Raw genomic sequence first — 22167 nt, 5'->3', positions numbered from 1 at the left:
GGCTAGTCCAGCTCGCTGCCCGCTCCGCCAGGAGGAAAGGCCTTGAAAGACCTACTGAATTTGCTGAAAAACCAGGGTCAGATCGAAGAGTTCGACGCCATCCGTATCGGGTTGGCCTCGCCTGAGATGATCCGTTCGTGGTCGTTCGGTGAAGTTAAAAAGCCGGAAACCATCAACTACCGTACCTTCAAGCCAGAGCGCGACGGCCTGTTCTGCGCCAAGATCTTTGGCCCGGTCAAGGACTACGAGTGCCTGTGCGGCAAGTACAAGCGCCTCAAGCACCGCGGCGTGATCTGCGAGAAGTGCGGCGTTGAAGTGGCCCTGGCCAAGGTTCGTCGTGAGCGCATGGCGCACATCGAACTGGCCTCGCCGGTCGCCCACATCTGGTTCCTCAAGTCGCTGCCGTCCCGTATCGGCCTGCTGATGGACATGACCCTGCGTGACATCGAGCGCGTGCTCTATTTCGAGAGCTACGTGGTGATCGATCCGGGCATGACCACCCTCGAGAAGGGCCAGCTGCTGAACGACGAGCAGTACTTCGAAGCCCTGGAAGAGTTCGGTGACGACTTCGACGCGCGCATGGGCGCCGAGGCCGTGCGCGAACTGCTGCACGCTATCGATCTGGATCACGAGATCGGCCGCCTGCGTGAAGAGATTCCGCAGACCAACTCCGAGACCAAGATCAAGAAGCTGTCCAAGCGCCTGAAGCTGATGGAAGCCTTCAAGGACTCCGGCAACCTGCCTGAGTGGATGGTGCTGACCGTTCTGCCGGTTCTGCCGCCGGACCTGCGTCCGCTGGTACCGCTGGATGGTGGCCGCTTCGCGACCTCGGATCTGAACGATCTGTATCGCCGCGTGATCAACCGTAACAACCGTCTGAAGCGCCTGCTCGATCTGTCGGCGCCGGACATCATCGTGCGCAACGAAAAGCGCATGCTGCAGGAAGCGGTCGACGCCCTGCTCGACAACGGCCGTCGTGGTCGCGCCATCACTGGCTCGAACAAGCGTCCGCTGAAGTCGCTGGCCGACATGATCAAAGGTAAGCAAGGTCGCTTCCGTCAGAACCTGCTCGGTAAGCGCGTGGACTACTCCGGTCGTTCCGTGATCACCGTGGGCCCGACCCTGCGCCTGCACCAGTGCGGTCTGCCGAAGAAGATGGCTCTCGAGCTGTTCAAGCCGTTCATTTTCGGCAAGCTGGAAATGCGTGGCCTGGCGACCACCATCAAGGCCGCCAAGAAGATGGTCGAGCGCGAGCTGCCGGAGGTTTGGGACGTTCTCGCCGAAGTGATTCGCGAACACCCCGTCCTGCTCAACCGTGCACCGACCCTGCACCGTCTGGGTATCCAGGCGTTCGAGCCGGTTCTGATCGAAGGTAAAGCCATCCAGCTGCACCCGCTGGTCTGCGCCGCGTACAACGCCGACTTCGACGGTGACCAGATGGCCGTTCACGTGCCGCTGACCCTGGAAGCCCAGCTCGAAGCGCGCGCGCTGATGATGTCGACCAACAACATCCTCTCGCCGGCCAACGGCGAGCCGATCATCGTGCCGTCGCAGGACGTGGTACTGGGTCTGTACTACATGACCCGTGAAGCGGTGAACGCCAAGGGTGAAGGTCGCGTCTTCGCCGACCTGCAGGAAGTCGACCGCGTATTCCGCGCCGGCGAAGCGTCCCTACACGCCCGCGTGAAAGTGCGTATCAACGAAACCGTCAAAGAAAAAGACGGTTCGATCACCAAGAACACCCGTATCGTCGACACCACCGTCGGCCGTGCGCTGCTGTTCCAGATCGTGCCGGCCGGCCTGTCCTACGACGTGGTCAACCAGCCGATGAAGAAGAAGGCGATCTCCAAGCTGATCAACCAGTGCTACCGCACCGTGGGTCTGAAGGACACCGTCATCTTCGCTGACCAGCTGATGTACACCGGTTTCGCCTACTCGACCATCTCCGGTGTGTCGATCGGCGTGAACGACTTCGTCATCCCGGAAGAAAAGGCGCGCATCATCGACGCCGCCACCGAGGAAGTGAAGGAAATCGAGTCGCAGTACGCCTCCGGCCTGGTGACCCAGGGCGAGAAGTACAACAAGGTGATCGACCTCTGGTCGAAGGCCAACGACGAAGTTTCCAAGGCGATGATGGCCAACCTCTCGAAAGAGCCGGTGGTCGATCGCGAAGGCAAGACCGTCGAGCAGGAGTCCTTCAACTCCATGTACATGATGGCGGACTCCGGTGCGCGTGGTAGCGCCGCCCAGATCCGTCAGCTGGCCGGTATGCGTGGTCTGATGGCCAAGCCGGACGGCTCGATCATCGAGACGCCGATCACCGCGAACTTCCGCGAAGGTCTGTCGGTTCTGCAGTACTTCATTTCCACCCACGGTGCTCGTAAGGGTTTGGCGGATACCGCACTGAAGACCGCGAACTCCGGTTACCTGACCCGTCGTCTGGTCGACGTGGCGCAGGATCTGGTGGTGACCGAGATCGATTGCGGCACCGAGCAGGGCCTGCTGATGACCCCGCACATCGAAGGCGGCGACGTGGTCGAGCCGCTGGGTGAGCGCGTACTGGGCCGTGTGATTGCCAAGGACGTGTTCAAGCCGGGCACCGAGGACGTCATCGTTCCGGCCGGCACCCTGATCGACGAGAAGTGGGTCGAGTTCATCGAGCTCAACAGCGTCGACGAAGTGGTCGTGCGTTCGCCGATCACCTGCGAAACCCGCTACGGCATCTGCGCCAAGTGCTACGGTCGCGACCTGGCTCGCGGTCACCAGGTCAACATCGGTGAAGCGGTCGGCGTTATCGCCGCGCAGTCCATCGGTGAGCCGGGTACCCAGCTGACCATGCGTACCTTCCACATCGGTGGTGCTGCAAGCCGTACCTCGGCTGCCGACAGCGTCCAGGTGAAGAACGGTGGTGCGATCCGTCTGCACAACCTGAAGTACGTCGAGCGTGTCGATGGCAACCTGGTAGCGGTTTCCCGTTCCGGTGAGCTGGCCGTGGCCGACGAATTCGGTCGCGAGCGCGAGCGCTACAAGCTGCCTTACGGTGCCGTGATTTCCGTGAAGGAAGGTGACAAGGTCGACGCTGGCGCCATCGTCGCCAAGTGGGACCCGCACACCCACCCGATCGTGACCGAAATGAAGGGTATCGTGACCTTCGTCGGCATGGAGGAGGGCATCACCATCAAGCGTCAGACCGACGAACTGACCGGTTTGACCAACATCGAGGTTCTTGATCCGAAGGATCGTCCGGCTGCTGGTAAGGACATTCGTCCGGCCATCAAGATGGTCGACGCCAACGGCAAGGAACTGCTGCTGCCGGGTACCGACGTTCCCGCCCAGTACTTCCTGCCTGCCAACGCCCTGGTCGGCGTGGCGGACGGTGCGCAGATCGCGGTCGGTGACGTTATCGCCCGTATCCCGCAGGAAACCTCGAAGACTCGCGACATCACCGGTGGTCTGCCGCGCGTTGCCGACCTGTTCGAAGCTCGTCGTCCGAAGGAAGCTTCGATCCTGGCGGAAATCAGCGGCACCATTTCGTTCGGTAGAGAGACCAAGGGCAAGCGCCGTCTGGTCATCACTCCGACCGATGGCAGCGATCCGTACGAGGAGCTGATTCCGAAGTGGCGTCACCTGAACGTCTTCGAAGGCGAACAAGTGAACCGCGGCGAAGTCATCTCCGACGGCCCGAGCGATCCGCACGACATCCTGCGTCTGCTGGGTGTCAGCGCGCTGGCCAAGTACATCGTCAACGAGATCCAGGACGTTTACCGTCTGCAGGGCGTGAAGATCAACGACAAGCACATCGAGACCATCCTGCGTCAGATGCTGCGTAAGGTTGAAGTTACCGAGTCCGGCGATTCGTCCTTCATCAAGGGCGACCAGATGGAACTCACCCAGGTTCTGGGCGAGAACGAGCGTCTGGCCGAGGAGGACAAGTTCGTCGCCAAGTACACCCGCGTACTGCTGGGTATCACCAAGGCGTCGCTGTCCACCGAGTCCTTCATCTCGGCAGCGTCGTTCCAGGAAACCACCCGCGTCCTCACCGAGGCGGCGGTCACTGGCAAGCGCGACTACCTGCGTGGTCTGAAAGAGAACGTGGTCGTGGGTCGTCTGATCCCGGCCGGTACCGGTCTGGCCTATCACAGCGAGCGCAAGCGCAAGCGTGATGCCGACAAGCCGGTACGTGTCAGCGCCAGTGAGGTGGAAGCCGCACTGACCGAAGCGCTGAACTCCAGCGGAAATTGAGTCGAAGCCTCGCTAGTTCGCTAGCGGGGCTTTGCCTTGACTGGGGGGCTGAGTCTCTTTAGACTCATGCACCCCTAAATTTGGCAGGGCGTTTGGCTCTGCCATCTTTATTTGTGAGCGTCGAAAGACAACAGTGGAGCTAGTAGATGGCAACTATCAACCAGCTGGTACGTCAGCCGCGTAAGCGTATCGTCGAGAAATCCGACGTGCCTGCGCTGCAGAACTGCCCGCAGCGCCGTGGCGTGTGCACCCGCGTGTACACCACCACGCCGAAGAAACCTAACTCGGCACTGCGTAAAGTGTGCCGTGTGCGTCTGACCAACGGCTACGAAGTGTCTTCGTACATCGGCGGTGAAGGCCACAACCTGCAAGAGCACAGCGTCGTGCTGATCCGTGGCGGTCGTGTAAAGGACCTTCCGGGTGTGCGCTACCACACCGTGCGTGGTTCGCTGGATACCTCCGGCGTTAAAGACCGTAAGCAGGGTCGTTCCAAGTACGGTACCAAGCGTCCGAAATAAGGCCGCTTGATCCTTTTTATTTAGTTGAGTCGATAAGAGTAAGGTCGGGCGCGGCGTTCGCCGTTGGTCCCGAGCTAACCTGAAGACCGTTTGAGGGCTTATCAATGCCAAGACGTCGTGTAGCAGCCAAGCGTGAGATCCTGGACGATCCGAAATACGGAAGCCAGATCCTCGCCAAATTCATGAACCACGTGATGGAAAGCGGCAAGAAGGCCGTGGCCGAGCGCATCGTTTACGGTGCTCTGGACACTGTCAAAGCACGCAAGAACAGCGATCCCCTGGAGATCTTCGAGAAAGCTCTCGACGCCATCGCTCCGCTGGTCGAAGTCAAGTCCCGCCGTGTAGGCGGTGCTACCTACCAGGTTCCGGTCGAAGTTCGTCCGTCCCGTCGTAACGCCCTGGCTATGCGCTGGCTGGTGGACTACGCGCGCAAGCGCGGCGAGAAGTCCATGGCTCTGCGTCTGGCTGGTGAGCTGCTGGATGCTGCTGAAGGCAAAGGCGCTGCTGTCAAGAAGCGTGAAGACGTGCACCGTATGGCCGAGGCCAACAAGGCTTTCTCGCACTACCGCTTCTAATTCCGGCTCCACTAACCTTGCGAGGGCTTTATGGCTCGTAATACAGCAATTAACCGCTACCGTAACATCGGTATCTGTGCCCACGTTGACGCGGGCAAGACCACCACTACCGAGCGGATCCTGTTCTACACAGGCCTGAGCCACAAGATGGGCGAGGTGCATGATGGCGCCGCGACCACCGACTGGATGGTTCAGGAGCAGGAGCGTGGTATCACCATTACTTCTGCTGCGATCACCACCTTCTGGGAAGGTTCTCGTCGTCAGTACGACAAGTACCGCGTAAACGTCATCGATACCCCCGGTCACGTTGACTTCACCATCGAAGTAGAGCGCTCCCTGCGCGTACTCGACGGCGCTGTCGTTGTGTTCTGCGGTACCTCGGGCGTTGAGCCGCAGTCCGAAACCGTATGGCGTCAGGCCAACAAGTACGGTGTTCCGCGTATCGTCTACGTGAACAAGATGGACCGTCAGGGTGCCAACTTCCTGCGCGTCGTCGGTCAGATCAAGAACCGTCTGGGTCACACCCCGGTTCCGATCCAGATCGCCATCGGTGCTGAAGAGAACTTCGAAGGTCAGGTCGATCTGATCAAGATGAAGGCCATCTACTGGAACGACGACGACAAGGGTACTACCTACCGTGAGGAAGAAATTCCTGCCGACCTGGTAGGCCTGGCCAACGAGTGGCGCTCGAACATGGTTGAGGCAGCTGCCGAAGCCAACGAAGAGCTGATGAACAAGTACCTTGAAGAAGGTGACCTGTCCGTCGAGGACATCAAGGCTGGTCTGCGCGCCCGTACTCTGGCGAGCGAGATCGTTCCGGCTGTCTGCGGTTCCTCCTTCAAGAACAAGGGTGTTCCCCTGGTTCTCGATGCCGTCATCGACTTCCTGCCTGCTCCGACCGAAATTCCGGCGATCAAGGGTATTCACCCTGATCTGGCTGACAAGCCGAAAGAGCAGATGGAAGAGTCCGACTACGACGAGCGTCATGCAGACGACAACGAGCCGTTCTCGGCTCTGGCGTTCAAGATCGCTACCGACCCGTTCGTGGGTACCCTGACCTTCGTTCGCGTTTACTCGGGCGTTCTGGAGTCTGGCCAGTCGGTCATCAACTCCGTGAAAGGCAAGAAAGAGCGCGTTGGTCGTATGGTGCAGATGCACGCCAACCAGCGTGACGAGATCAAAGAAGTACGCGCTGGCGACATCGCTGCTCTGATCGGCATGAAGGACGTCACCACTGGTGAAACTCTGTGCGATCCGGACAAGCCGATCATCCTCGAGCGTATGGACTTCCCGGAGCCTGTCATCTCGGTAGCTGTAGAGCCGAAGACCAAGGCCGACCAGGAGAAGATGGGTATCGCTCTGGGCAAGCTGGCCCAGGAAGACCCGTCGTTCCGCGTCAAGACCGACGAAGAGACTGGTCAGACCATCATCTCCGGTATGGGTGAGCTGCACCTGGACATCCTCGTTGACCGCATGAAGCGCGAGTTCAACGTCGAGGCCAACATCGGTAAGCCGCAGGTTTCCTACCGTGAAACCATCACCAAGGACAGCGTCGAGATCGAAGGCAAGTTCGTTCGTCAGTCCGGTGGTCGCGGTCAGTTCGGTCACTGCTGGATCCGCTTCTCGGCTCCGGACGTGGACGACAAGGGCAACATCACCGAAGGCCTGGTGTTCACCAACGAGGTTGTGGGTGGTGTGGTTCCGAAGGAATACATCCCGGCGATCCAGAAGGGTATCGAAGAGCAGATGAAGAACGGCGTCGTTGCCGGCTATCCGCTGATCGGCCTGAAGGCTACCGTGTTCGATGGTTCCTACCACGACGTCGACTCCAACGAGATGGCGTTCAAGATCGCTGCCTCCATGGCGACCAAGCAGCTGGCCCAGAAGGGCGGCGGCAAGGTACTCGAGCCGATCATGAAGGTGGAAGTGGTAACTCCTGAGGATTACATGGGCGACGTGATGGGTGACCTGAACCGTCGTCGTGGTCTGATCCAGGGTATGGAAGATTCGGTATCCGGTAAGGTTATCCGTGCCGAAGTTCCGCTGGGCGAGATGTTTGGTTACGCTACCGACGTTCGTTCCATGTCCCAGGGTCGCGCCAGCTACTCCATGGAATTCTCCAAGTACGCAGAAGCTCCGTCGAACATCGTCGAAGCTCTGGTTAAAAAACAAGGCTAATCCCGCCCTTTAAGTAAGAGGTTTACTGTCGTGGCTAAGGAAAAATTCGAACGTAACAAACCGCACGTCAACGTCGGCACCATCGGTCACGTTGACCACGGTAAAACCACTCTGACCGCTGCTCTGACCCGCGTCTGCTCCGAAGTATTCGGTTCGGCCAAGGTCGACTTCGACAAGATCGACAGCGCTCCGGAAGAAAAAGCTCGTGGTATCACCATCAACACCGCGCACGTAGAGTACGACTCCAACATTCGTCACTACGCGCACGTTGACTGCCCGGGCCACGCCGACTACGTGAAGAACATGATCACCGGTGCTGCCCAGATGGACGGCGCGATCCTGGTCTGCTCGGCTGCCGACGGCCCCATGCCGCAAACCCGTGAGCACATCCTGCTGTCCCGTCAGGTTGGCGTTCCGTACATCGTTGTCTTCCTGAACAAGGCTGACATGGTTGACGACGCCGAGCTGCTGGAGCTGGTCGAGATGGAAGTTCGCGACCTGCTGAGCACCTACGATTTCCCGGGTGACGACACTCCGATCATCATCGGCTCCGCGCTGATGGCGCTGAACGGCGAAGACACCAACGAGCTGGGCACTACTGCCGTCAAGAAGCTGGTTGAGACTCTGGACAGCTACATTCCTGAGCCGGTTCGTGCCATCGACCGTCCGTTCCTGATGCCGATCGAAGACGTGTTCTCGATCTCCGGTCGCGGTACTGTAGTTACCGGTCGTGTAGAGCGCGGTATCGTCAAGATCCAGGAAGAAATCGAAATCGTTGGTCTGCGTCCGACCACCAAGACCACCTGCACCGGCGTTGAGATGTTCCGCAAGCTGCTGGACGAAGGTCGTGCTGGTGAGAACTGCGGCGTGCTGCTGCGCGGCACCAAGCGTGATGAAGTCGAGCGTGGTCAGGTTCTGGCCAAGCCGGGCACCATCAAGCCGCACACCAAGTTCGAAGCTGAAGTGTACGTTCTGTCCAAGGAAGAAGGTGGTCGTCACACCCCGTTCTTCAAGGGCTACCGTCCGCAGTTCTACTTCCGTACCACTGACGTGACCGGTTCGTGCGAACTGCCGGAAGGCGTTGAGATGGTAATGCCGGGCGACAACATCAAGATGGTTGTCACCCTGATCAAGCCGATCGCCATGGAAGACGGCCTGCGCTTCGCGATCCGCGAAGGTGGCCGTACCGTCGGCGCCGGCGTGGTTGCCAAGATCATCGAGTAATCGACGATCCGCTTGAGAGAAAAGGGCCCTTCGGGGCCCTTTTCTTTTGAACTGGTTAAAAGTTGACACCCCCAGGGGGCATCCGTACAATTGCGCCTCCCTCGAGCGGGCGTAGTCCGTCTGTGGGGATTAGCAGCTTGGAATCTGAGGTCAAAATGCAAAACCAACAAATCCGTATTCGGTTGAAGGCTTTTGACCATCGCCTGATCGATCAATCTACCCAGGAAATCGTGGAAACCGCGAAACGTACTGGTGCTCAGGTGCGTGGTCCGATTCCTCTGCCTACTCGTAAGGAGCGGTACACCGTTCTGATCTCTCCGCACGTCAACAAAGACGCGCGCGATCAGTACGAAATCCGCACTCATAAGCGTGTTCTGGACATCGTCCAGCCGACGGATAAAACCGTTGACGCGCTGATGAAGCTCGACCTTGCGGCAGGCGTGGAAGTGCAGATCAGCCTCGGCTAAAACCTGGCGGTTTTAGTCGTGTAACGCTCTGAAATGGGCGGCCATAGCGGGTGAAAGCCCCGTACACTCATGAGGTTTACAACATGACTATTGGTGTAGTCGGTCGTAAGTGCGGCATGACCCGCATTTTCACCGAAGAAGGTGTCTCCATTCCGGTCACGGTCATCGAGATCGAGCCGAATCGCGTCACCCAGTTCAAAAACGAGGAGTCCGATGGCTACCGCGCAGTGCAGGTCACTGTCGGTGAGCGTCGCGCCTCGCGCGTCAGCAAGGCTCAGGCCGGTCACTTCGCCAAGGCGAACGTCGCGGCAGGTCGTACCGTTCTGGAATTCCGTCTTGAAGAAGGCGACTACCAGGCCGGCGATCTGATCAACGCTGAAATTTTCCAAGCTGGTCAACTGGTGGATGTCACCGGTCAGTCCAAAGGTAAAGGCTTCGCCGGTACCATCAAGCGTTGGAACTTCCGCGGCCAGGACAACACTCACGGTAACTCCGTTTCTCACCGTGTACCGGGTTCCATTGGTCAGTGCCAGACCCCGGGTCGTGTGTTCAAGGGCAAAAAGATGTCCGGTCATATGGGCGCTGAGCGCGTGACCGTACAGTCCCTGGAAGTCGTTCGCGTAGACGCCGAGCGTAACCTGCTGCTGGTCAAGGGTGCCGTTCCGGGCGCTACTGGCGGCGACGTTATCGTTCGTCCGGCTGTCAAGGCGTAAGGGGAGAATCTGAGATGCAATTGAATGTAAATGGCGCTCAGGCGATCGAAGTGTCCGATGCGACCTTCGGTGGCGAGTTCAACGAGACCCTGGTTCACCAAGCAGTCGTAGCCTACATGGCTGGCGGCCGTCAGGGCACCAAAGGCCAGAAATCCCGTTCCGACGTTTCCGGTGGCGGCAAGCGCCCGTGGCGTCAGAAGGGCACCGGTCGTGCTCGTGCTGGTACCACTCGTGGTCCGATCTGGCGTGGCGGTGGTGTGACCTTCGCAGCGTCCACCCGTAACCACGACCAAAAGCTGAACAAGAAGATGTACCGCGCTGCTCTGCGCTCCATCCTTGCTGAGCTGGTTCGTACCGACCGTCTGGTAGTGGTTGAAGACTTCGCTGTCGAAGCTCCGAAAACCAAGGCTCTGCTGAGCAAGCTGAACGGCCTGGGTCTGAACGATGTGCTGATCGTATCCGATGCGGTCGATCAGAACCTGTACCTGGCTGCCCGCAACCTGCCGCACGTCGACGTACGTGACGTCCAGGGTTCCGATCCGGTCAGCCTGATCGCGTACGAAAAAGTGCTGGTCACTGTTTCGGCCGTGAAGAAATTCGAGGAGCTGCTGGGATGAACCAGGAACGCGTATTCAAAGTGCTGCTTGGCCCGCACATCTCCGAGAAGGCCACGGTTCTGGCTGACAAGCAAGGTCAGTTCGTTTTCAAAGTCGCTACCGATGCGACCAAGCTGGAAATCAAGAAGGCCGTCGAAAGCCTGTTCAACGTGAAGGTTGAGCGCGTTACTACCCAGAACGTTCTGGGCAAGAGCAAGCGCACCGCTCGCGGTCTGGGCAAGCGTAACGACTGGAAGAAGGCGGTTATCTCCCTTCAGCCGGGCCAAGATCTCGATTTCACCAGCAGTGCTGAGTAAGGAAGGGGTGCATCATGGCAATCGTTAAATGCAAACCGACTTCCGCTGGCCGCCGTTTTGTGGTCAAGGTGGTCAATCAGGAGCTGCACAAAGGCGCTCCGTACGCTCCGCTGCTCGAGAAGAAGTCGAAGTCCGGTGGTCGTAACAACAACGGCCGTATCACCACCCGTCATATCGGTGGTGGTCACAAGCAGCATTACCGTCTGGTCGACTTCCGTCGCAACGACAAGGATGGCATCCCTGCCACCGTCGAGCGCGTGGAATACGATCCGAACCGTACTGCTCACATCGCTCTGCTGAAGTATGCCGACGGTGAGCGTCGCTACATCATCGCCCCGAAAGGCGTTGTAGCTGGCGATCAGCTGGTAGCCGGCAACATGGCGCCGATCAAGCCGGGCAACAGCCTGCAGCTGCGCAACATTCCGGTAGGTTCGACCGTTCACGGTATCGAGCTGAAGCCGGGTAAAGGTGCTCAGATCGCTCGTTCCGCTGGCGCTTCCGCTCAGCTGGTCGCTCGTGAAGGTGCCTATGTGACTCTGCGTCTGCGCTCCGGCGAAATGCGCAAAGTCCTGGCTGAGTGCCGTGCGACCCTGGGCGAAGTCTCGAACTCCGAGCACAGCCTGCGTTCGCTGGGTAAGGCTGGTGCCAAGCGCTGGCGTGGCGTTCGTCCGACCGTTCGTGGTGTTGCCATGAACCCGGTTGATCACCCGCACGGTGGTGGTGAAGGTCGTACCTCCGGTGGTCGTCATCCGGTGTCGCCGTGGGGCTTCCCGACCAAGGGCGCGAAGACCCGTGCTAACAAGCGCACCGACAACATGATCGTCCGTCGTCGCAAGTAAATAGAGGGATACGACAGTGCCACGTTCTCTGAAAAAAGGTCCTTTTATCGATCTTCACCTACTGAAGAAGGTCGAAGCGGCGGTGGAAAAGAACGATCGCAAGCCGGTTAAAACCTGGTCGCGTCGCTCCATGATCCTGCCGCAGATGGTCGGTCTGACCATCGCTGTGCATAACGGTCGCCAGCATGTCCCGGTCCTCGTGAACGAAGACATGGTCGGCCACAAACTGGGCGAATTTGCCGGCACCCGTACCTATCGTGGTCACGTTGCCGACAAGAAAGGCAAGCGTTAAGGGGTTTGGAAATGGAAGTAGCCGCTAAGTTGTCGGGCGCTCGCATCTCCGCCCAGAAAGCTCGCCTGGTCGCCGACCAGATCCGCGGGAAGAAGGTGGGCGAAGCGCTCAACCTGCTGGCTTTCAGCAGCAAGAAAGCCGCCGAGATCATGAAGAAAGTGCTGGAGTCGGCCGTTGCCAACGCCGAGCACAACGAAGGCGCAGACGTTGATGACCTGAAGGTCAGCACCGTTTTCGTCAACGAAGGGCGTTCGCTTAAGCGCATCATGCCGCGTGCCAAAGGCCGTGCTGATCGCATCGTCAAGCGGTCTTGCCATATCACTGTCAAGGTTGCGGACAAGTAACGGAGTCGATCAGATGGGTCAGAAAGTACATCCCGTTGGCATCCGCCTGGGAATCGTCAAGGATCACACTTCGGTCTGGTACGCAGATGGTCGCAATTACGCCGACTACCTGAACGCCGACCTGAAGGTTCGTGCATACCTGCAAGACAAACTAAAAAGCGCGTCCGTTAGCCGTATCGACATCGCTCGCCCGGCTCAAACCGCACGCATCACCATCCACACCGCTCGTCCCGGCATCGTGATCGGCAAGAAAGGTGAAGATGTTGAGAAGCTGCGTCAGGACCTGACCAAGCAAATGGGTGTGCCGGTGCACATCAACATCGAAGAGATCCGCAAGCCGGAACTCGACGGTATGCTGGTTGCGCAGAGCGTAGCTCAGCAGCTGGAGCGTCGCGTTATGTTCCGTCGCGCCATGAAGCGCGCTGTACAGAACGCCATGCGCATTGGTGCCAAGGGCATCAAGATCCAGGTGAGCGGTCGTCTTGGCGGCGCTGAAATTGCCCGTACCGAGTGGTATCGCGAAGGTCGTGTGCCCCTGCACACCCTGCGTGCCGATATCGATTACGCCACCTACGAAGCGCACACCACTTACGGTGTGATCGGCGTCAAGGTTTGGATCTTCAAGGGTGAGGTCATTGGTGGCCGCACTGAAGAGCTGAAGCCGCAAGCGCCCGCTCCTCGTAAAGCTGCTAAGAAATAAGGAGTACGCATCATGTTGCAACCAAAGCGTACGAAGTTCCGCAAGCAGATGACCGGCCACAACCGTGGTCTGGCTCAGCGCGGTAGCAAGGTCAGCTTCGGCGAGTTCGCGCTGAAGTCTGTCGCCCGCGGTCGTCTCACCGCTCGTCAGATCGAGTCCGCTCGTCGTGCTCTGACCCGTCACGTTAAGCGTGGCGGCAAGATCTGGATCCGCGTCTTCCCGGACAAGCCGGTTACCAAGAAGCCTCTCGAAGTGCGTATGGGTAAAGGTAAGGGTGGCGTTGAATACTGGGTAGCCCAGATCCAGCCAGGCAAGGTCCTGTACGAGATCGAAGGCGTATCCGAAGAGCTGGCGCGCGAGGCATTCGCCCTGGCTGCTGCAAAGCTGCCGCTCGCCACCACCTTTGTTAAGCGGACGGTGATGTGATGAAAGCGACCGAACTTCGTGAAAAAAGCGCACAACAGCTGAACGAGCAACTGCTCGAGCTGCTGCGCGACCAGTTCAATCTGCGTATGCAGAAGGCGACTGGCCAGCTGGGGCAGTCTCACCTGCTCTCGCAAGTGAAGCGCGACATCGCTCGCGTCAAGACTGTCCTCAGCCAGCAGGCAGGTAAGTGATCATGGCCGAAGTTGAAAAAACAGTCCGTACGCTGACCGGCCGTGTTGTCAGCGACAAGATGGACAAGACCATCACCGTTCTGATCGAGCGTCGCGTCAAGCACCCGATCTACGGTAAATACGTCAAGCGTTCGACCAAACTGCACGCTCACGACGAAAGCAATCAGTGCAAGATCGGCGACAAGGTTTCCATTCGCGAAACCCGTCCGCAGTCCAAGACCAAGTCCTGGGCTCTGGTTGAAGTCGTCGAACGCGCAGTTGACGTCTAAGGGCTAGGGGTCGGAGAAATTTTATGATTCAGACTCAATCCATGCTCGATGTGGCTGACAACAGTGGTGCACGTCGCGTTATGTGCATCAAGGTGCTGGGCGGCTCGCATCGTCGCTACGCCGGCATCGGCGACATCATCAAGGTCACCGTCAAGGAAGCAATTCCGCGCGGCAAAGTGAAGAAAGGTCAGGTCATGACCGCAGTGGTTGTTCGTACCCGTCACGGCGTTCGCCGTGCCGACGGTTCGATCATCCGCTTCGACGGCAACGCTGCTGTTCTGCTGAACAACAAGCAAGAGCCGATCGGTACCCGTATCTTCGGGCCAGTGACCCGTGAACTGCGTTCCGAGAAGTTCATGAAGATCGTCTCGCTCGCCCCTGAAGTGCTTTAAGGAGATCCGACATGCAAAAGATTCGTCGTGACGACGAGATCATCGTGATCGCCGGTAAAGACAAAGGTAAGCGCGGTAAGGTGCTCAAGGTTCTCGCTGACGACCGTTTGGTCGTCGGTGGCATTAACCTGGTGAAGCGTCATACCAAGCCGAACCCGATGTCGGGCGTTCAAGGCGGTATCGTCGAGAAAGAAGCGCCGCTGCACGCTTCCAACGTTGCCATCTTCAACTCTGAGACCAACAAGGCTGACCGCGTTGGCTTCAAGATCGAAGACGGCAAGAAAATTCGTGTCTTCAAGTCCACCCAGAAGCCGGTTGGCGCTTGAGAATCCGTAGGTAAATACCATGGCACGACTGAAAGAGATTTACCGGAAGGAAATCGCGCCCAAGCTGAAGGAAGAACTGAAGCTGGCCAACGTGATGGAAGTTCCGCGCATCACCAAGATCACCCTGAACATGGGCCTGGGCGAAGCGATCGGTGACAAGAAAGTCATCGAGAACGCCGTTGCCGACCTCGAGAAGATCACCGGTCAGAAAGTCGTCGTGACTCATGCCCGCAAGTCGATCGCAGGTTTCAAGGTTCGTGAAGGTTGGCCGATTGGCGTCAAGGTCACTCTGCGTCGCGAGCGTATGTACGAGTTCCTGGATCGTCTGCTGTCCATCTCCCTGCCGCGCGTGCGTGACTTCCGCGGCCTGAATGCCAAGTCCTTCGATGGTCGCGGCAACTACAGCATGGGCGTGAAAGAGCAGATCATCTTCCCGGAAATCGATTACGACAAAATCGATGCGCTGCGTGGTCTGGACATCACCCTGACTACCACTGCCCGTAACGATGATGAAGGCCGCGCTCTGCTGCGTGCTTTCAACTTCCCGTTCCGCAACTGATCGGAGTCCTGGACAATGGCCAAGACAAGCATGAAGAACCGCGAGCTGAAGCGTCAGCAAACGGTTGCCAAGTACGCCAAGAAGCGTGCCGAGCTGAAAGCGATCATCGCCAACCCGAACTCCACTCCGGAAGCTCGTTGGGAAGCCCAGGTCGCTCTGCAGAAGCAGCCGCGTGACGCCAGCGCCTCGCGCCTGCGTAACCGCTGCCGCATCACCGGCCGTCCGCACGGCGTTTACCGCAAGTTCGGTCTGTCGCGTAACAAGCTGCGCGAAGCCGCCATGCGCGGTGACGTACCGGGCCTGGTGAAAGCCAGCTGGTAATCAGCGGTAGCTGAAAGCGAAGCCGGCCTTGTGCCGGCTTTGCCTTTTATTGAACAAGCCCCTTTTGGGGCTTGCTTCATTTTTGATCGGTCTCTAGAATGTCCGGCTCTCCTGAGCCTGGTATTTCCATGCCGAGCTTTTGGATGATCCCACAGCCCTCGGGCTGTTCTTTTTGTATCAGGAGCGTCTAGCCCATGAGTATGCAGGACCCGTTAGCGGACATGCTAACTCGTATCCGTAATGCCCAGATGGCTGAAAAGTCCGTCGTAAGCATGCCTTCTTCCACTCTGAAGGTGGCTGTAGCCAAGGTTCTCAAAGACGAAGGTTACATTGCGGGTTATGAAGTCAATGGCGAAGCCAAGCCACAACTGTCCATCGAGCTGAAGTACTTCGAAGGCCGTCCGGTCATCGAGGAAGTCAAGCGCGTGAGCCGTCCCGGCCTTCGTCAGTACAAATCCGTCGATGACCTGCCGAAGGTTCGTGGCGGTCTCGGTGTTTCCATCGTCTCCACCAACAAAGGTGTGATGACGGATCGCGCTGCGCGCGCTGCCGGTGTCGGCGGCGAAGTGCTTTGCACCGTGTTCTAAGGGGGGATAAGCATGTCTCGCGTTGCTAAGAACCCCGTTGTGCTGCCTGCCGGTGTCGAGATCAAACTCGCCGGTCAACAGCTTTCGGTCAAGGGCGCCAAGGGCACCCTGGAACTGAACGTTCACTCGTCCGTAGAAGTTATCCAGGAAGGCAGCGAACTGCGTTTCGCCGCTCGTAATGGCGACCAGCAGAACCGCGCCATGGCCGGTACTACTCGCGCTCTGGTTAACAACATGGTTATCGGTGTCAGCCAAGGCTTCGAGCGTAAGCTGCAGCTGGTCGGCGTAGGCTACAAGGCCCAGGCCAAGGGCCAAGTGCTGAACCTTGCGCTGGGCTTCTCTCACCCGATCGACTACGAACTGCCAGCTGGCGTCGTGGCCGAAACCCCCAACCAGACCGAGATCCTGATCAAGGGTATCGACAAGCAACTGGTGGGTCAGGTGGCTGCGGAGATCCGTGACTTCCGTCGTCCTGAGCCTTACAAGGGCAAAGGCGTTCGTTACGCGGATGAAGTTGTCCGTCGTAAAGAAGCCAAGAAGAAGTAAGGGGCTGAGAAATGACCGACAAAAAACTTACTCGTCTGCGTCGCGCTCGCAAAGCACGCCTGAAAATGCACGAGCTCGAAGCCGTGCGTCTGTGCGTGTATCGCTCTTCGCAGCACATCTACGCCCAGGTCATCTCGGCCGACGGCAGCAAGGTTCTGGCCAGCGCCTCTACCTTGGACAAAGCACTGCGTGATGGCGCCACCGGCAACGTCGACGCGGCCAAGAAAGTTGGTGCGCTGGTTGCCGAGCGTGCGAAAGCCGCTGGTGTGACCCAGGTAGCATTCGACCGTTCTGGCTTCAAGTACCACGGCCGCGTCAAGGCGCTGGCTGATGCTGCTCGTGAAGGCGGGCTGGAGTTCTAAGTTATGGCAAATAACGACCAAAAACGCGACGAAGGCTACATCGAGAAGCTGGTTCAGGTTAACCGCGTTGCCAAGACCGTAAAGGGTGGCCGTATCTTCACCTTCACCGCGCTGACCGTGGTGGGTGATGGCAAGGGCCGCGTTGGTTTCGGCCGTGGCAAGTCCCGTGAAGTTCCGGCTGCCATTCAAAAGGCGATGGAAGCTGCGCGTCGCAACATGATCCAGGTGGATCTGAACGGCACCACTCTGCAGTACCCGATCAAGTCCGCTCATGGCGCCTCCAAGGTGTACATGCAGCCGGCTTCGGAAGGTACCGGTATCATCGCCGGCGGCGCCATGCGTGCCGTACTGGAAGTGGCTGGTGTACAGAACGTTCTGGCCAAGTGCTACGGCTCGACCAACCCGGTGAACGTGGTACATGCCACCTTCAAGGGTCTGAAGACCATGCAGTCTCCGGATTCCGTTGCAGCCAAGCGTGGCAAGAGCGTCGAGGAGATTCTCTAACCATGGCTAACACCGTCAAAGTGACTCTGATCAAGAGCACCAATGGCCGCCTGGCCAATCACAAAGCTTGCGTCAAGGGCCTGGGCCTGCGTCGCATCGGTCACACCGTAGAGGTTCTGGATACTCCGGAAAACCGCGGCATGATCAACAAGGCTTACTACCTGCTCAAGGTGGAGGGTTAATCATGCAACTGAACGATCTGCGTTCCGCGCCGGGTGCCCGTCGCGAGAAGCACCGTCCGGGCCGTGGCATCGGTAGCGGTCTGGGCAAGACCGGTGGCCGTGGCCACAAAGGTCAGACCTCCCGCTCCGGTGGTTCCATTGCTCCGGGCTTCGAGGGTGGTCAGCAGCCGCTGCACCGTCGTCTGCCGAAGTTCGGCTTCGTCTCCCTGAAGGCTATGGATCGCGCTGAAGTGCGTACCTCCGAGCTGAACAAGGTAGAGGGCGTTGTAACTCTGCAGGCTCTGAAGGATGCCAATCTGGTTGGCCAACACGTACAGCGCGTCAAAGTCATGCTGTCCGGTGAGGTTACCCGTGCGGTCACCCTGAAAGGTATCGCCGCCACCAAGGGTGCGCGTGCGGCTATCATCGCGGCTGGCGGTAAGTTCGAGGACTAAATGGCTAAGCAAGGTGCTCTCTCAGCGCTGGCAGGTGGCGGGTTGTCCGAACTCTGGGCTCGTCTGCGCTTCCTGTTCCTGGCGATCATCGTCTACCGGATAGGTGCGCACATCCCGGTTCCTGGCATCAACCCAGACCGACTGGCGGATCTGTTCCGGCAGAATGAGGGGACCATTCTTAGCTTGTTCAACATGTTTTCCGGCGGCGCGCTGGAGCGGATGAGCATCTTTGCACTGGGGATCATGCCGTACATCTCGGCATCGATCATCATGCAGCTGATGACCGCCGTCAGCCCGCAGCTGGAGCAGTTGAAGAAGGAAGGTGAAGCTGGCCGTCGCAAGATCAGCCAGTACACCCGCTACGGCACTCTCGTCCTGGCGTTCGTTCAGGCCATCGGCATGTCCGTTGGTCTGGCGAGCCAGGGCGTAGCGTTCTCGGGCGATTTCGGCTTCCACTTCGTGGCGATCACCACCTTCGTGGCGGGCGCGATGTTCATGATGTGGCTGGGCGAGCAAATCACCGAGCGCGGTGTTGGCAACGGTATCTCGATGCTGATTTTTGCAGGCATCGTGGCCGGTCTGCCGTCGGCAATCGGGCAGTCCTTCGAGTCTGCTCGTCAGGGCGATATCAACATCTTCGCTCTGATCGCCATCGGCCTGCTGGCAGTAGCGATCATCGGTTTCGTGGTGTTCATTGAGCGTGGTCAGCGTCGCATTGCGGTGCACTACGCCAAGCGTCAGCAGGGCCGTAAGGTTTTTGCTGCGCAGACCAGCCACCTGCCGTTGAAGGTGAACATGGCGGGCGTAATCCCGGCCATCTTCGCCAGCAGCCTTCTGCTGTTCCCGGCCTCGCTGGGTGCCTGGTTCGGTCAGTCCGAGGGTTTGGGCTGGCTGCAGGACATTTCGCAGGCTATCGCTCCTGGTCAGCCGTTGAACATTCTGCTGTTTAGTGCAGGGATCATTTTCTTCTGCTTCTTCTATACAGCGCTGATGTTCAACCCGAAAGACGTAGCGGAAAACCTGAAGAAGTCCGGTGCCTTTATTCCGGGCATCCGTCCGGGCGAGCAGTCGGCGCGCTATATCGATGGCGTTCTGACCCGCTTGACCATGTTCGGTGCTCTGTACATGACGGCCGTGTGCCTGCTGCCCCAGTTCCTGGTGGTGGCGGCCAACGTTCCGTTCTACCTTGGCGGGACCTCGTTGCTGATCGTGGTCGTGGTTGTAATGGACTTCATGTCCCAAGTGCAATCGCACCTCGTGTCTCACCAGTACGATTCCCTGATGAAGAAAGCCAACCTGAAGGGCTATGGCAGCGGCATGCTCCGCTGATCCACCCGTAAGGTTCGAGGAGTTGGTAATGAAAGTTCGTGCATCGGTGAAAAAGCTGTGCCGTAACTGCAAAGTTATCCGTCGCGAAGGTGTCGTGCGGGTGATCTGCAGCGCAGAGCCGCGTCACAAGCAGCGCCAAGGCTGAGTGTGAACCACGCGTGATAAGCCCGGCAGCTAGTGCGCTGCCGGGTTGATTATTTGTTTTTACAGCGTTAATATCTCGCGCCCTATTTCTTGGCTTCCGGGGCGTAGGTAGCTGTCAATTGGAGTTCCACTGAATGGCCCGTATTGCAGGCGTTAACATTCCGGATAACAAGCACACTGTTATCTCGCTGACCTACATCTACGGTGTTGGTCGCACCACTGCACAGAAAATCTGTGCCGCTACCGGTGTAAATCCGGCTGCGAAAATCAAGGATCTGACTGACGAGCAGATCGAACAGCTGCGTGGCGAAGTAGCCAAGGTGAATACCGAAGGCGACCTGCGTCGTGAAGTGAATATGAAGATCAAGCGCTTGATGGATCTGGGTTGCTACCGTGGCCTGCGTCATCGTAAAGGTCTGCCGGTTCGCGGTCAGCGCACCAAGACCAACGCTCGCACCCGTAAGGGCCCGCGTAAGCCGATCCGCAAGTAATCGCATTCGCGAATCGACAGGAATTTAGTCATGGCAAAACCTGCTGCTCGTACTCGTAAAAAAGTCAAAAAGACGGTGGTTGATGGCATCGCCCACATCCACGCGTCTTTCAACAACACTATCGTGACCATTACCGACCGTCAGGGCAACGCCCTGTCCTGGGCTACCTCTGGTGGTTCGGGTTTCCGCGGCTCGCGTAAGTCCACTCCGTTCGCTGCACAGATCGCCGCCGAGCGCGCTGGTCAGGCTGCGCTGGAATATGGCCTGAAGAACCTCGACGTCAACGTCAAGGGCCCAGGTCCGGGTCGCGAATCTGCCGTGCGTGCTCTGAACGCCTGCGGCTATAAAATCGCCAGCATCACCGACGTGACGCCTATCCCGCACAACGGGTGCCGTCCGCCGAAGAAGCGTCGCGTGTAAACAGGAGACAGTGAGAAATGGCTCGTTACATTGGTCCCAAGTGCAAACTGTCTCGCCGTGAAGGCACCGATCTCTTCCTGAAGAGTGGTGTTCGCGCGCTTGAATCTAAGTGCAACATCGAAGCAGCTCCCGGTATTCACGGTCAGCGTCGCGGTCGCCAGTCTGACTACGGCACCCAGTTGCGTGAAAAGCAAAAAGTCCGTCGTATCTACGGCGTTCTGGAGCGTCAGTTCAGCGGTTACTACAAGCAAGCTGCCAGCCAGAAGGGCGCCACCGGCGAAAACCTGCTGCAACTGCTGGAGTGCCGTCTGGATAACGTGGTTTACCGTATGGGCTTTGGTGCTACCCGTGCCGAATCCCGTCAGCTGGTTTCGCACAAAGCAATCAGCGTCAACGGTCAGACCGTAAACGTACCGTCCTACCAGGTTAAAGCTGGCGACGTCGTTGCTGTTCGCGAGAAATCGAAGAACCAGCTGCGCATCGCTCAGGCTCTTGAGCTCTGCGCCCAGCGCGGCCGTGTTGAGTGGGTAGAAGTTGACGCTGAGAAGAAGTCTGGTGTGTTCAAGAACGTACCGGCTCGTAGCGATCTGTCCGCTGACATCAACGAGAGCCTGATTGTCGAGCTCTACTCCAAGTAAGGGCTAGAAAATAGGTGCATCCATGCAGATTTCGGTAAATGAGTTCCTGACCCCCCGTCACATTGATGTGCAGGAGGTCAGTCCGACCCGCGCCAAGATCACCCTCGAGCCTCTCGAGCGTGGTTTCGGCCATACCCTGGGCAACGCGCTGCGTCGCATCCTGTTGTCCTCCATGCCTGGCTGTGCAGTAGTCGAGGCCGAGATCGACGGCGTACTCCACGAGTACTCCGCGATCGAAGGTGTGCAGGAAGATGTCATCGAGATCCTGCTCAACCTGAAAGGTCTGGCTATCAAGCTGCACGGCCGTGACGAAGTGACCCTGACTCTGGCTAAGAAGGGCCCGGGCGTAGTTACCGCTGCCGATATTCAGCTGGATCACGATGTCGAAATCGTCAATGGCGACCACGTAATCGCCAACCTGGCTTCCAATGGCGCGCTGAACATGAAGCTCACAGTGGCTCGTGGTCGCGGCTATGAGCCGGCTGACGCGCGTCAGAGCGACGAAGATGAAAGCCGCAGCATTGGTCGCTTGCAGCTGGATGCTTCGTTCAGCCCTGTGCGTCGGGTTGCTTACGTGGTGGAAAACGCCCGTGTCGAGCAGCGCACCAACCTGGACAAACTGGTTATTGACCTGGAAACCAACGGTACCCTGGACCCTGAAGAGGCCATCCGTCGTGCCGCGACCATCCTGCAGCAGCAGCTGGCCGCGTTCGTCGACCTCAAAGGTGACAGTGAGCCAGTGGTGGTCGAGCAGGAAGACGAGATCGATCCGATCCTGCTGCGTCCTGTCGATGACCTGGAACTGACCGTACGTTCGGCCAACTGCCTCAAGGCAGAGAACATCTACTACATCGGTGACCTGATTCAGCGCACCGAAGTAGAGCTGCTCAAAACCCCGAACCTGGGCAAGAAATCCCTGACCGAAATCAAGGATGTTCTGGCTTCTCGCGGTCTGTCCCTCGGTATGCGCCTCGACAACTGGCCGCCGGCAAGTCTGAAGAAAGACGATAAGGCCACTGCCTGATCGTCATCATCACCGAA

At 58.5% G+C, this 22167-nt stretch carries 32 protein-coding genes; all 32 read left to right on the top strand.

Annotation, left to right across the window (positions count from 1 at the left end; genetic code table 11):
* Nucleotides 1–42 precede the first annotated feature (42 nt).
* The 32 genes from rpoC (at nucleotide 43) to N5J71_RS06910 (ending at nucleotide 22150) form a co-directional block, all read left to right on the top strand.
* Entirely contained in the window at nucleotides 43–4242 is a 4200-nt protein-coding gene (gene rpoC, locus N5J71_RS07065) for a DNA-directed RNA polymerase subunit beta' (RefSeq protein WP_279916587.1), read from the top strand.
* A 146-nt stretch (nucleotides 4243–4388) separates the two neighbouring features.
* On the top strand, nucleotides 4389–4760 hold the full coding sequence (gene rpsL, locus N5J71_RS07060; protein WP_004373429.1) for a 30S ribosomal protein S12: 372 nt from the start codon (nucleotides 4389–4391) through the stop codon (nucleotides 4758–4760).
* A gap of 104 nt (nucleotides 4761–4864) precedes the next feature.
* On the top strand, nucleotides 4865–5335 hold the full coding sequence (gene rpsG, locus N5J71_RS07055; protein ID WP_003246741.1) for a 30S ribosomal protein S7: 471 nt from the start codon (nucleotides 4865–4867) through the stop codon (nucleotides 5333–5335).
* 30 nt (nucleotides 5336–5365) lie between these two features.
* Nucleotides 5366–7513, top strand: a complete 2148-nt coding sequence (fusA, locus tag N5J71_RS07050) for an elongation factor G (RefSeq protein WP_279916586.1) — start codon at nucleotides 5366–5368, stop codon at nucleotides 7511–7513.
* A 30-nt stretch (nucleotides 7514–7543) separates the two neighbouring features.
* Nucleotides 7544–8737: an elongation factor Tu gene (gene tuf, locus N5J71_RS07045; RefSeq protein ID WP_024309657.1), complete on the top strand. Its 1194-nt coding sequence runs from the start codon at nucleotides 7544–7546 to the stop codon at nucleotides 8735–8737.
* Nucleotides 8738–8892: 155 nt separating this feature from the next.
* Nucleotides 8893–9204 (top strand): 30S ribosomal protein S10, encoded by a 312-nt coding sequence (gene rpsJ, locus N5J71_RS07040; RefSeq protein WP_003243886.1) that lies wholly within the window; start codon nucleotides 8893–8895, stop codon nucleotides 9202–9204.
* 83 nt (nucleotides 9205–9287) lie between these two features.
* On the top strand, nucleotides 9288–9917 hold the full coding sequence (rplC, locus tag N5J71_RS07035; RefSeq protein WP_013717347.1) for a 50S ribosomal protein L3: 630 nt from the start codon (nucleotides 9288–9290) through the stop codon (nucleotides 9915–9917).
* Nucleotides 9918–9931: 14 nt separating this feature from the next.
* A complete protein-coding gene (gene rplD / locus N5J71_RS07030; protein WP_003243889.1) occupies nucleotides 9932–10534 on the top strand; it encodes a 50S ribosomal protein L4 in 603 nt (200 codons plus the stop codon).
* Complete coding sequence (gene rplW / locus N5J71_RS07025) at nucleotides 10531–10830, top strand: 50S ribosomal protein L23 (RefSeq protein WP_003243891.1); 300 nt, start codon at nucleotides 10531–10533, stop codon at nucleotides 10828–10830. The genes rplD and rplW overlap by 4 nt, the downstream gene beginning before the upstream one ends.
* 14 nt (nucleotides 10831–10844) lie before the next feature.
* Nucleotides 10845–11669, top strand: a complete 825-nt coding sequence (gene rplB, locus N5J71_RS07020; protein ID WP_104730405.1) for a 50S ribosomal protein L2 — start codon at nucleotides 10845–10847, stop codon at nucleotides 11667–11669.
* A 16-nt stretch (nucleotides 11670–11685) separates the two neighbouring features.
* On the top strand, nucleotides 11686–11961 hold the full coding sequence (rpsS, locus tag N5J71_RS07015) for a 30S ribosomal protein S19 (protein WP_003243896.1): 276 nt from the start codon (nucleotides 11686–11688) through the stop codon (nucleotides 11959–11961).
* A gap of 11 nt (nucleotides 11962–11972) precedes the next feature.
* Nucleotides 11973–12305 carry a 50S ribosomal protein L22 gene (gene rplV, locus N5J71_RS07010; protein ID WP_003103908.1) on the top strand — a complete coding sequence of 111 codons (333 nt, stop codon included), beginning with the start codon at nucleotides 11973–11975 and terminating at the stop codon, nucleotides 12303–12305.
* Nucleotides 12306–12318: 13 nt separating this feature from the next.
* A complete protein-coding gene (gene rpsC, locus N5J71_RS07005; protein WP_003243898.1) occupies nucleotides 12319–13005 on the top strand; it encodes a 30S ribosomal protein S3 in 687 nt (228 codons plus the stop codon).
* Nucleotides 13006–13017: 12 nt separating this feature from the next.
* Entirely contained in the window at nucleotides 13018–13431 is a 414-nt protein-coding gene (rplP, locus tag N5J71_RS07000; protein ID WP_003243901.1) for a 50S ribosomal protein L16, read from the top strand.
* Entirely contained in the window at nucleotides 13431–13622 is a 192-nt protein-coding gene (gene rpmC, locus N5J71_RS06995; protein ID WP_003243902.1) for a 50S ribosomal protein L29, read from the top strand. Before rplP ends, rpmC begins: the two co-directional genes overlap by 1 nt.
* Before the next feature lie 2 nt (nucleotides 13623–13624).
* On the top strand, nucleotides 13625–13891 hold the full coding sequence (gene rpsQ, locus N5J71_RS06990) for a 30S ribosomal protein S17 (RefSeq protein WP_013717345.1): 267 nt from the start codon (nucleotides 13625–13627) through the stop codon (nucleotides 13889–13891).
* 23 nt (nucleotides 13892–13914) lie between these two features.
* Nucleotides 13915–14283, top strand: coding sequence for a 50S ribosomal protein L14 (gene rplN, locus N5J71_RS06985; RefSeq protein WP_003243907.1), 369 nt, complete (start codon nucleotides 13915–13917; stop codon nucleotides 14281–14283).
* 11 nt (nucleotides 14284–14294) lie between these two features.
* A complete protein-coding gene (rplX, locus tag N5J71_RS06980; protein WP_003243909.1) occupies nucleotides 14295–14609 on the top strand; it encodes a 50S ribosomal protein L24 in 315 nt (104 codons plus the stop codon).
* Nucleotides 14610–14628: 19 nt separating this feature from the next.
* Entirely contained in the window at nucleotides 14629–15168 is a 540-nt protein-coding gene (rplE, locus tag N5J71_RS06975) for a 50S ribosomal protein L5 (RefSeq protein WP_003243911.1), read from the top strand.
* Between the two features lie 15 nt (nucleotides 15169–15183).
* Nucleotides 15184–15489, top strand: a complete 306-nt coding sequence (rpsN, locus tag N5J71_RS06970) for a 30S ribosomal protein S14 (protein ID WP_003243912.1) — start codon at nucleotides 15184–15186, stop codon at nucleotides 15487–15489.
* Between the two features lie 194 nt (nucleotides 15490–15683).
* Nucleotides 15684–16076 (top strand): 30S ribosomal protein S8, encoded by a 393-nt coding sequence (gene rpsH, locus N5J71_RS06965; RefSeq protein WP_003243915.1) that lies wholly within the window; start codon nucleotides 15684–15686, stop codon nucleotides 16074–16076.
* A gap of 12 nt (nucleotides 16077–16088) precedes the next feature.
* Nucleotides 16089–16622: a 50S ribosomal protein L6 gene (gene rplF, locus N5J71_RS06960; RefSeq protein WP_003463285.1), complete on the top strand. Its 534-nt coding sequence runs from the start codon at nucleotides 16089–16091 to the stop codon at nucleotides 16620–16622.
* 11 nt (nucleotides 16623–16633) lie between these two features.
* Nucleotides 16634–16984, top strand: a complete 351-nt coding sequence (rplR, locus tag N5J71_RS06955; protein WP_013717343.1) for a 50S ribosomal protein L18 — start codon at nucleotides 16634–16636, stop codon at nucleotides 16982–16984.
* A gap of 3 nt (nucleotides 16985–16987) precedes the next feature.
* Nucleotides 16988–17488: a 30S ribosomal protein S5 gene (gene rpsE, locus N5J71_RS06950; protein ID WP_084342128.1), complete on the top strand. Its 501-nt coding sequence runs from the start codon at nucleotides 16988–16990 to the stop codon at nucleotides 17486–17488.
* Nucleotides 17489–17490: 2 nt separating this feature from the next.
* A complete protein-coding gene (gene rpmD, locus N5J71_RS06945; protein ID WP_003243922.1) occupies nucleotides 17491–17670 on the top strand; it encodes a 50S ribosomal protein L30 in 180 nt (59 codons plus the stop codon).
* 2 nt (nucleotides 17671–17672) lie between these two features.
* Nucleotides 17673–18104 carry a 50S ribosomal protein L15 gene (gene rplO / locus N5J71_RS06940; RefSeq protein ID WP_084342129.1) on the top strand — a complete coding sequence of 144 codons (432 nt, stop codon included), beginning with the start codon at nucleotides 17673–17675 and terminating at the stop codon, nucleotides 18102–18104.
* A complete protein-coding gene (gene secY / locus N5J71_RS06935; protein WP_017675609.1) occupies nucleotides 18105–19433 on the top strand; it encodes a preprotein translocase subunit SecY in 1329 nt (442 codons plus the stop codon). It begins immediately after the preceding gene.
* Nucleotides 19434–19461: 28 nt separating this feature from the next.
* Complete coding sequence (gene rpmJ, locus N5J71_RS06930; protein ID WP_104730401.1) at nucleotides 19462–19578, top strand: 50S ribosomal protein L36; 117 nt, start codon at nucleotides 19462–19464, stop codon at nucleotides 19576–19578.
* A gap of 133 nt (nucleotides 19579–19711) precedes the next feature.
* Nucleotides 19712–20068 (top strand): 30S ribosomal protein S13, encoded by a 357-nt coding sequence (rpsM, locus tag N5J71_RS06925; protein ID WP_012019780.1) that lies wholly within the window; start codon nucleotides 19712–19714, stop codon nucleotides 20066–20068.
* 30 nt (nucleotides 20069–20098) lie between these two features.
* Entirely contained in the window at nucleotides 20099–20488 is a 390-nt protein-coding gene (gene rpsK / locus N5J71_RS06920) for a 30S ribosomal protein S11 (RefSeq protein WP_003243933.1), read from the top strand.
* Nucleotides 20489–20505: 17 nt separating this feature from the next.
* A complete protein-coding gene (rpsD, locus tag N5J71_RS06915; RefSeq protein ID WP_024309654.1) occupies nucleotides 20506–21126 on the top strand; it encodes a 30S ribosomal protein S4 in 621 nt (206 codons plus the stop codon).
* Nucleotides 21127–21148: 22 nt separating this feature from the next.
* On the top strand, nucleotides 21149–22150 hold the full coding sequence (locus N5J71_RS06910; protein ID WP_003463273.1) for a DNA-directed RNA polymerase subunit alpha: 1002 nt from the start codon (nucleotides 21149–21151) through the stop codon (nucleotides 22148–22150).
* The last annotated feature ends 17 nt before the right edge of the window (nucleotides 22151–22167 follow it).

The sequence above is a fragment of the Ectopseudomonas oleovorans genome, from assembly GCF_029845265.1.
Lineage (GTDB): Bacteria > Pseudomonadota > Gammaproteobacteria > Pseudomonadales > Pseudomonadaceae > Aquipseudomonas > Aquipseudomonas oleovorans.
Note: the sequence above shows the minus strand (reverse complement) of the source record. Positions and strands in the feature narration are given on the sequence as shown.

What these genes read in the sequence shown, in the direction of transcription:
- rpmJ (WP_104730401.1), top strand. Translation starts at nt 19,462, where the DNA reads ATGAAAGTTCGTGCATCGGTGAAAAAGCTGTGCCGTAACTGCAAAGTT.
- rplW (WP_003243891.1), top strand. Translation starts at nt 10,531, where the DNA reads ATGAACCAGGAACGCGTATTCAAAGTGCTGCTTGGCCCGCACATCTCC.
- rplV (WP_003103908.1), top strand. Translation starts at nt 11,973, where the DNA reads ATGGAAGTAGCCGCTAAGTTGTCGGGCGCTCGCATCTCCGCCCAGAAA.
- rplX (WP_003243909.1), top strand. Translation starts at nt 14,295, where the DNA reads ATGCAAAAGATTCGTCGTGACGACGAGATCATCGTGATCGCCGGTAAA.
- rpsG (WP_003246741.1), top strand. Translation starts at nt 4,865, where the DNA reads ATGCCAAGACGTCGTGTAGCAGCCAAGCGTGAGATCCTGGACGATCCG.
- rpsE (WP_084342128.1), top strand. Translation starts at nt 16,988, where the DNA reads ATGGCAAATAACGACCAAAAACGCGACGAAGGCTACATCGAGAAGCTG.
- rpsQ (WP_013717345.1), top strand. Translation starts at nt 13,625, where the DNA reads ATGGCCGAAGTTGAAAAAACAGTCCGTACGCTGACCGGCCGTGTTGTC.
- rpsC (WP_003243898.1), top strand. Translation starts at nt 12,319, where the DNA reads ATGGGTCAGAAAGTACATCCCGTTGGCATCCGCCTGGGAATCGTCAAG.
- fusA (WP_279916586.1), top strand. Translation starts at nt 5,366, where the DNA reads ATGGCTCGTAATACAGCAATTAACCGCTACCGTAACATCGGTATCTGT.
- rpmC (WP_003243902.1), top strand. Translation starts at nt 13,431, where the DNA reads ATGAAAGCGACCGAACTTCGTGAAAAAAGCGCACAACAGCTGAACGAG.
- rpsD (WP_024309654.1), top strand. Translation starts at nt 20,506, where the DNA reads ATGGCTCGTTACATTGGTCCCAAGTGCAAACTGTCTCGCCGTGAAGGC.
- rpsJ (WP_003243886.1), top strand. Translation starts at nt 8,893, where the DNA reads ATGCAAAACCAACAAATCCGTATTCGGTTGAAGGCTTTTGACCATCGC.
- rplP (WP_003243901.1), top strand. Translation starts at nt 13,018, where the DNA reads ATGTTGCAACCAAAGCGTACGAAGTTCCGCAAGCAGATGACCGGCCAC.
- rpsN (WP_003243912.1), top strand. Translation starts at nt 15,184, where the DNA reads ATGGCCAAGACAAGCATGAAGAACCGCGAGCTGAAGCGTCAGCAAACG.
- rplF (WP_003463285.1), top strand. Translation starts at nt 16,089, where the DNA reads ATGTCTCGCGTTGCTAAGAACCCCGTTGTGCTGCCTGCCGGTGTCGAG.
- rplB (WP_104730405.1), top strand. Translation starts at nt 10,845, where the DNA reads ATGGCAATCGTTAAATGCAAACCGACTTCCGCTGGCCGCCGTTTTGTG.
- rpmD (WP_003243922.1), top strand. Translation starts at nt 17,491, where the DNA reads ATGGCTAACACCGTCAAAGTGACTCTGATCAAGAGCACCAATGGCCGC.
- rplC (WP_013717347.1), top strand. Translation starts at nt 9,288, where the DNA reads ATGACTATTGGTGTAGTCGGTCGTAAGTGCGGCATGACCCGCATTTTC.
- N5J71_RS06910 (WP_003463273.1), top strand. Translation starts at nt 21,149, where the DNA reads ATGCAGATTTCGGTAAATGAGTTCCTGACCCCCCGTCACATTGATGTG.
- secY (WP_017675609.1), top strand. Translation starts at nt 18,105, where the DNA reads ATGGCTAAGCAAGGTGCTCTCTCAGCGCTGGCAGGTGGCGGGTTGTCC.
- rplD (WP_003243889.1), top strand. Translation starts at nt 9,932, where the DNA reads ATGCAATTGAATGTAAATGGCGCTCAGGCGATCGAAGTGTCCGATGCG.
- rpsM (WP_012019780.1), top strand. Translation starts at nt 19,712, where the DNA reads ATGGCCCGTATTGCAGGCGTTAACATTCCGGATAACAAGCACACTGTT.
- rpsK (WP_003243933.1), top strand. Translation starts at nt 20,099, where the DNA reads ATGGCAAAACCTGCTGCTCGTACTCGTAAAAAAGTCAAAAAGACGGTG.
- rplE (WP_003243911.1), top strand. Translation starts at nt 14,629, where the DNA reads ATGGCACGACTGAAAGAGATTTACCGGAAGGAAATCGCGCCCAAGCTG.
- rplO (WP_084342129.1), top strand. Translation starts at nt 17,673, where the DNA reads ATGCAACTGAACGATCTGCGTTCCGCGCCGGGTGCCCGTCGCGAGAAG.
- rplN (WP_003243907.1), top strand. Translation starts at nt 13,915, where the DNA reads ATGATTCAGACTCAATCCATGCTCGATGTGGCTGACAACAGTGGTGCA.
- rpsL (WP_004373429.1), top strand. Translation starts at nt 4,389, where the DNA reads ATGGCAACTATCAACCAGCTGGTACGTCAGCCGCGTAAGCGTATCGTC.
- rpsH (WP_003243915.1), top strand. Translation starts at nt 15,684, where the DNA reads ATGAGTATGCAGGACCCGTTAGCGGACATGCTAACTCGTATCCGTAAT.
- rplR (WP_013717343.1), top strand. Translation starts at nt 16,634, where the DNA reads ATGACCGACAAAAAACTTACTCGTCTGCGTCGCGCTCGCAAAGCACGC.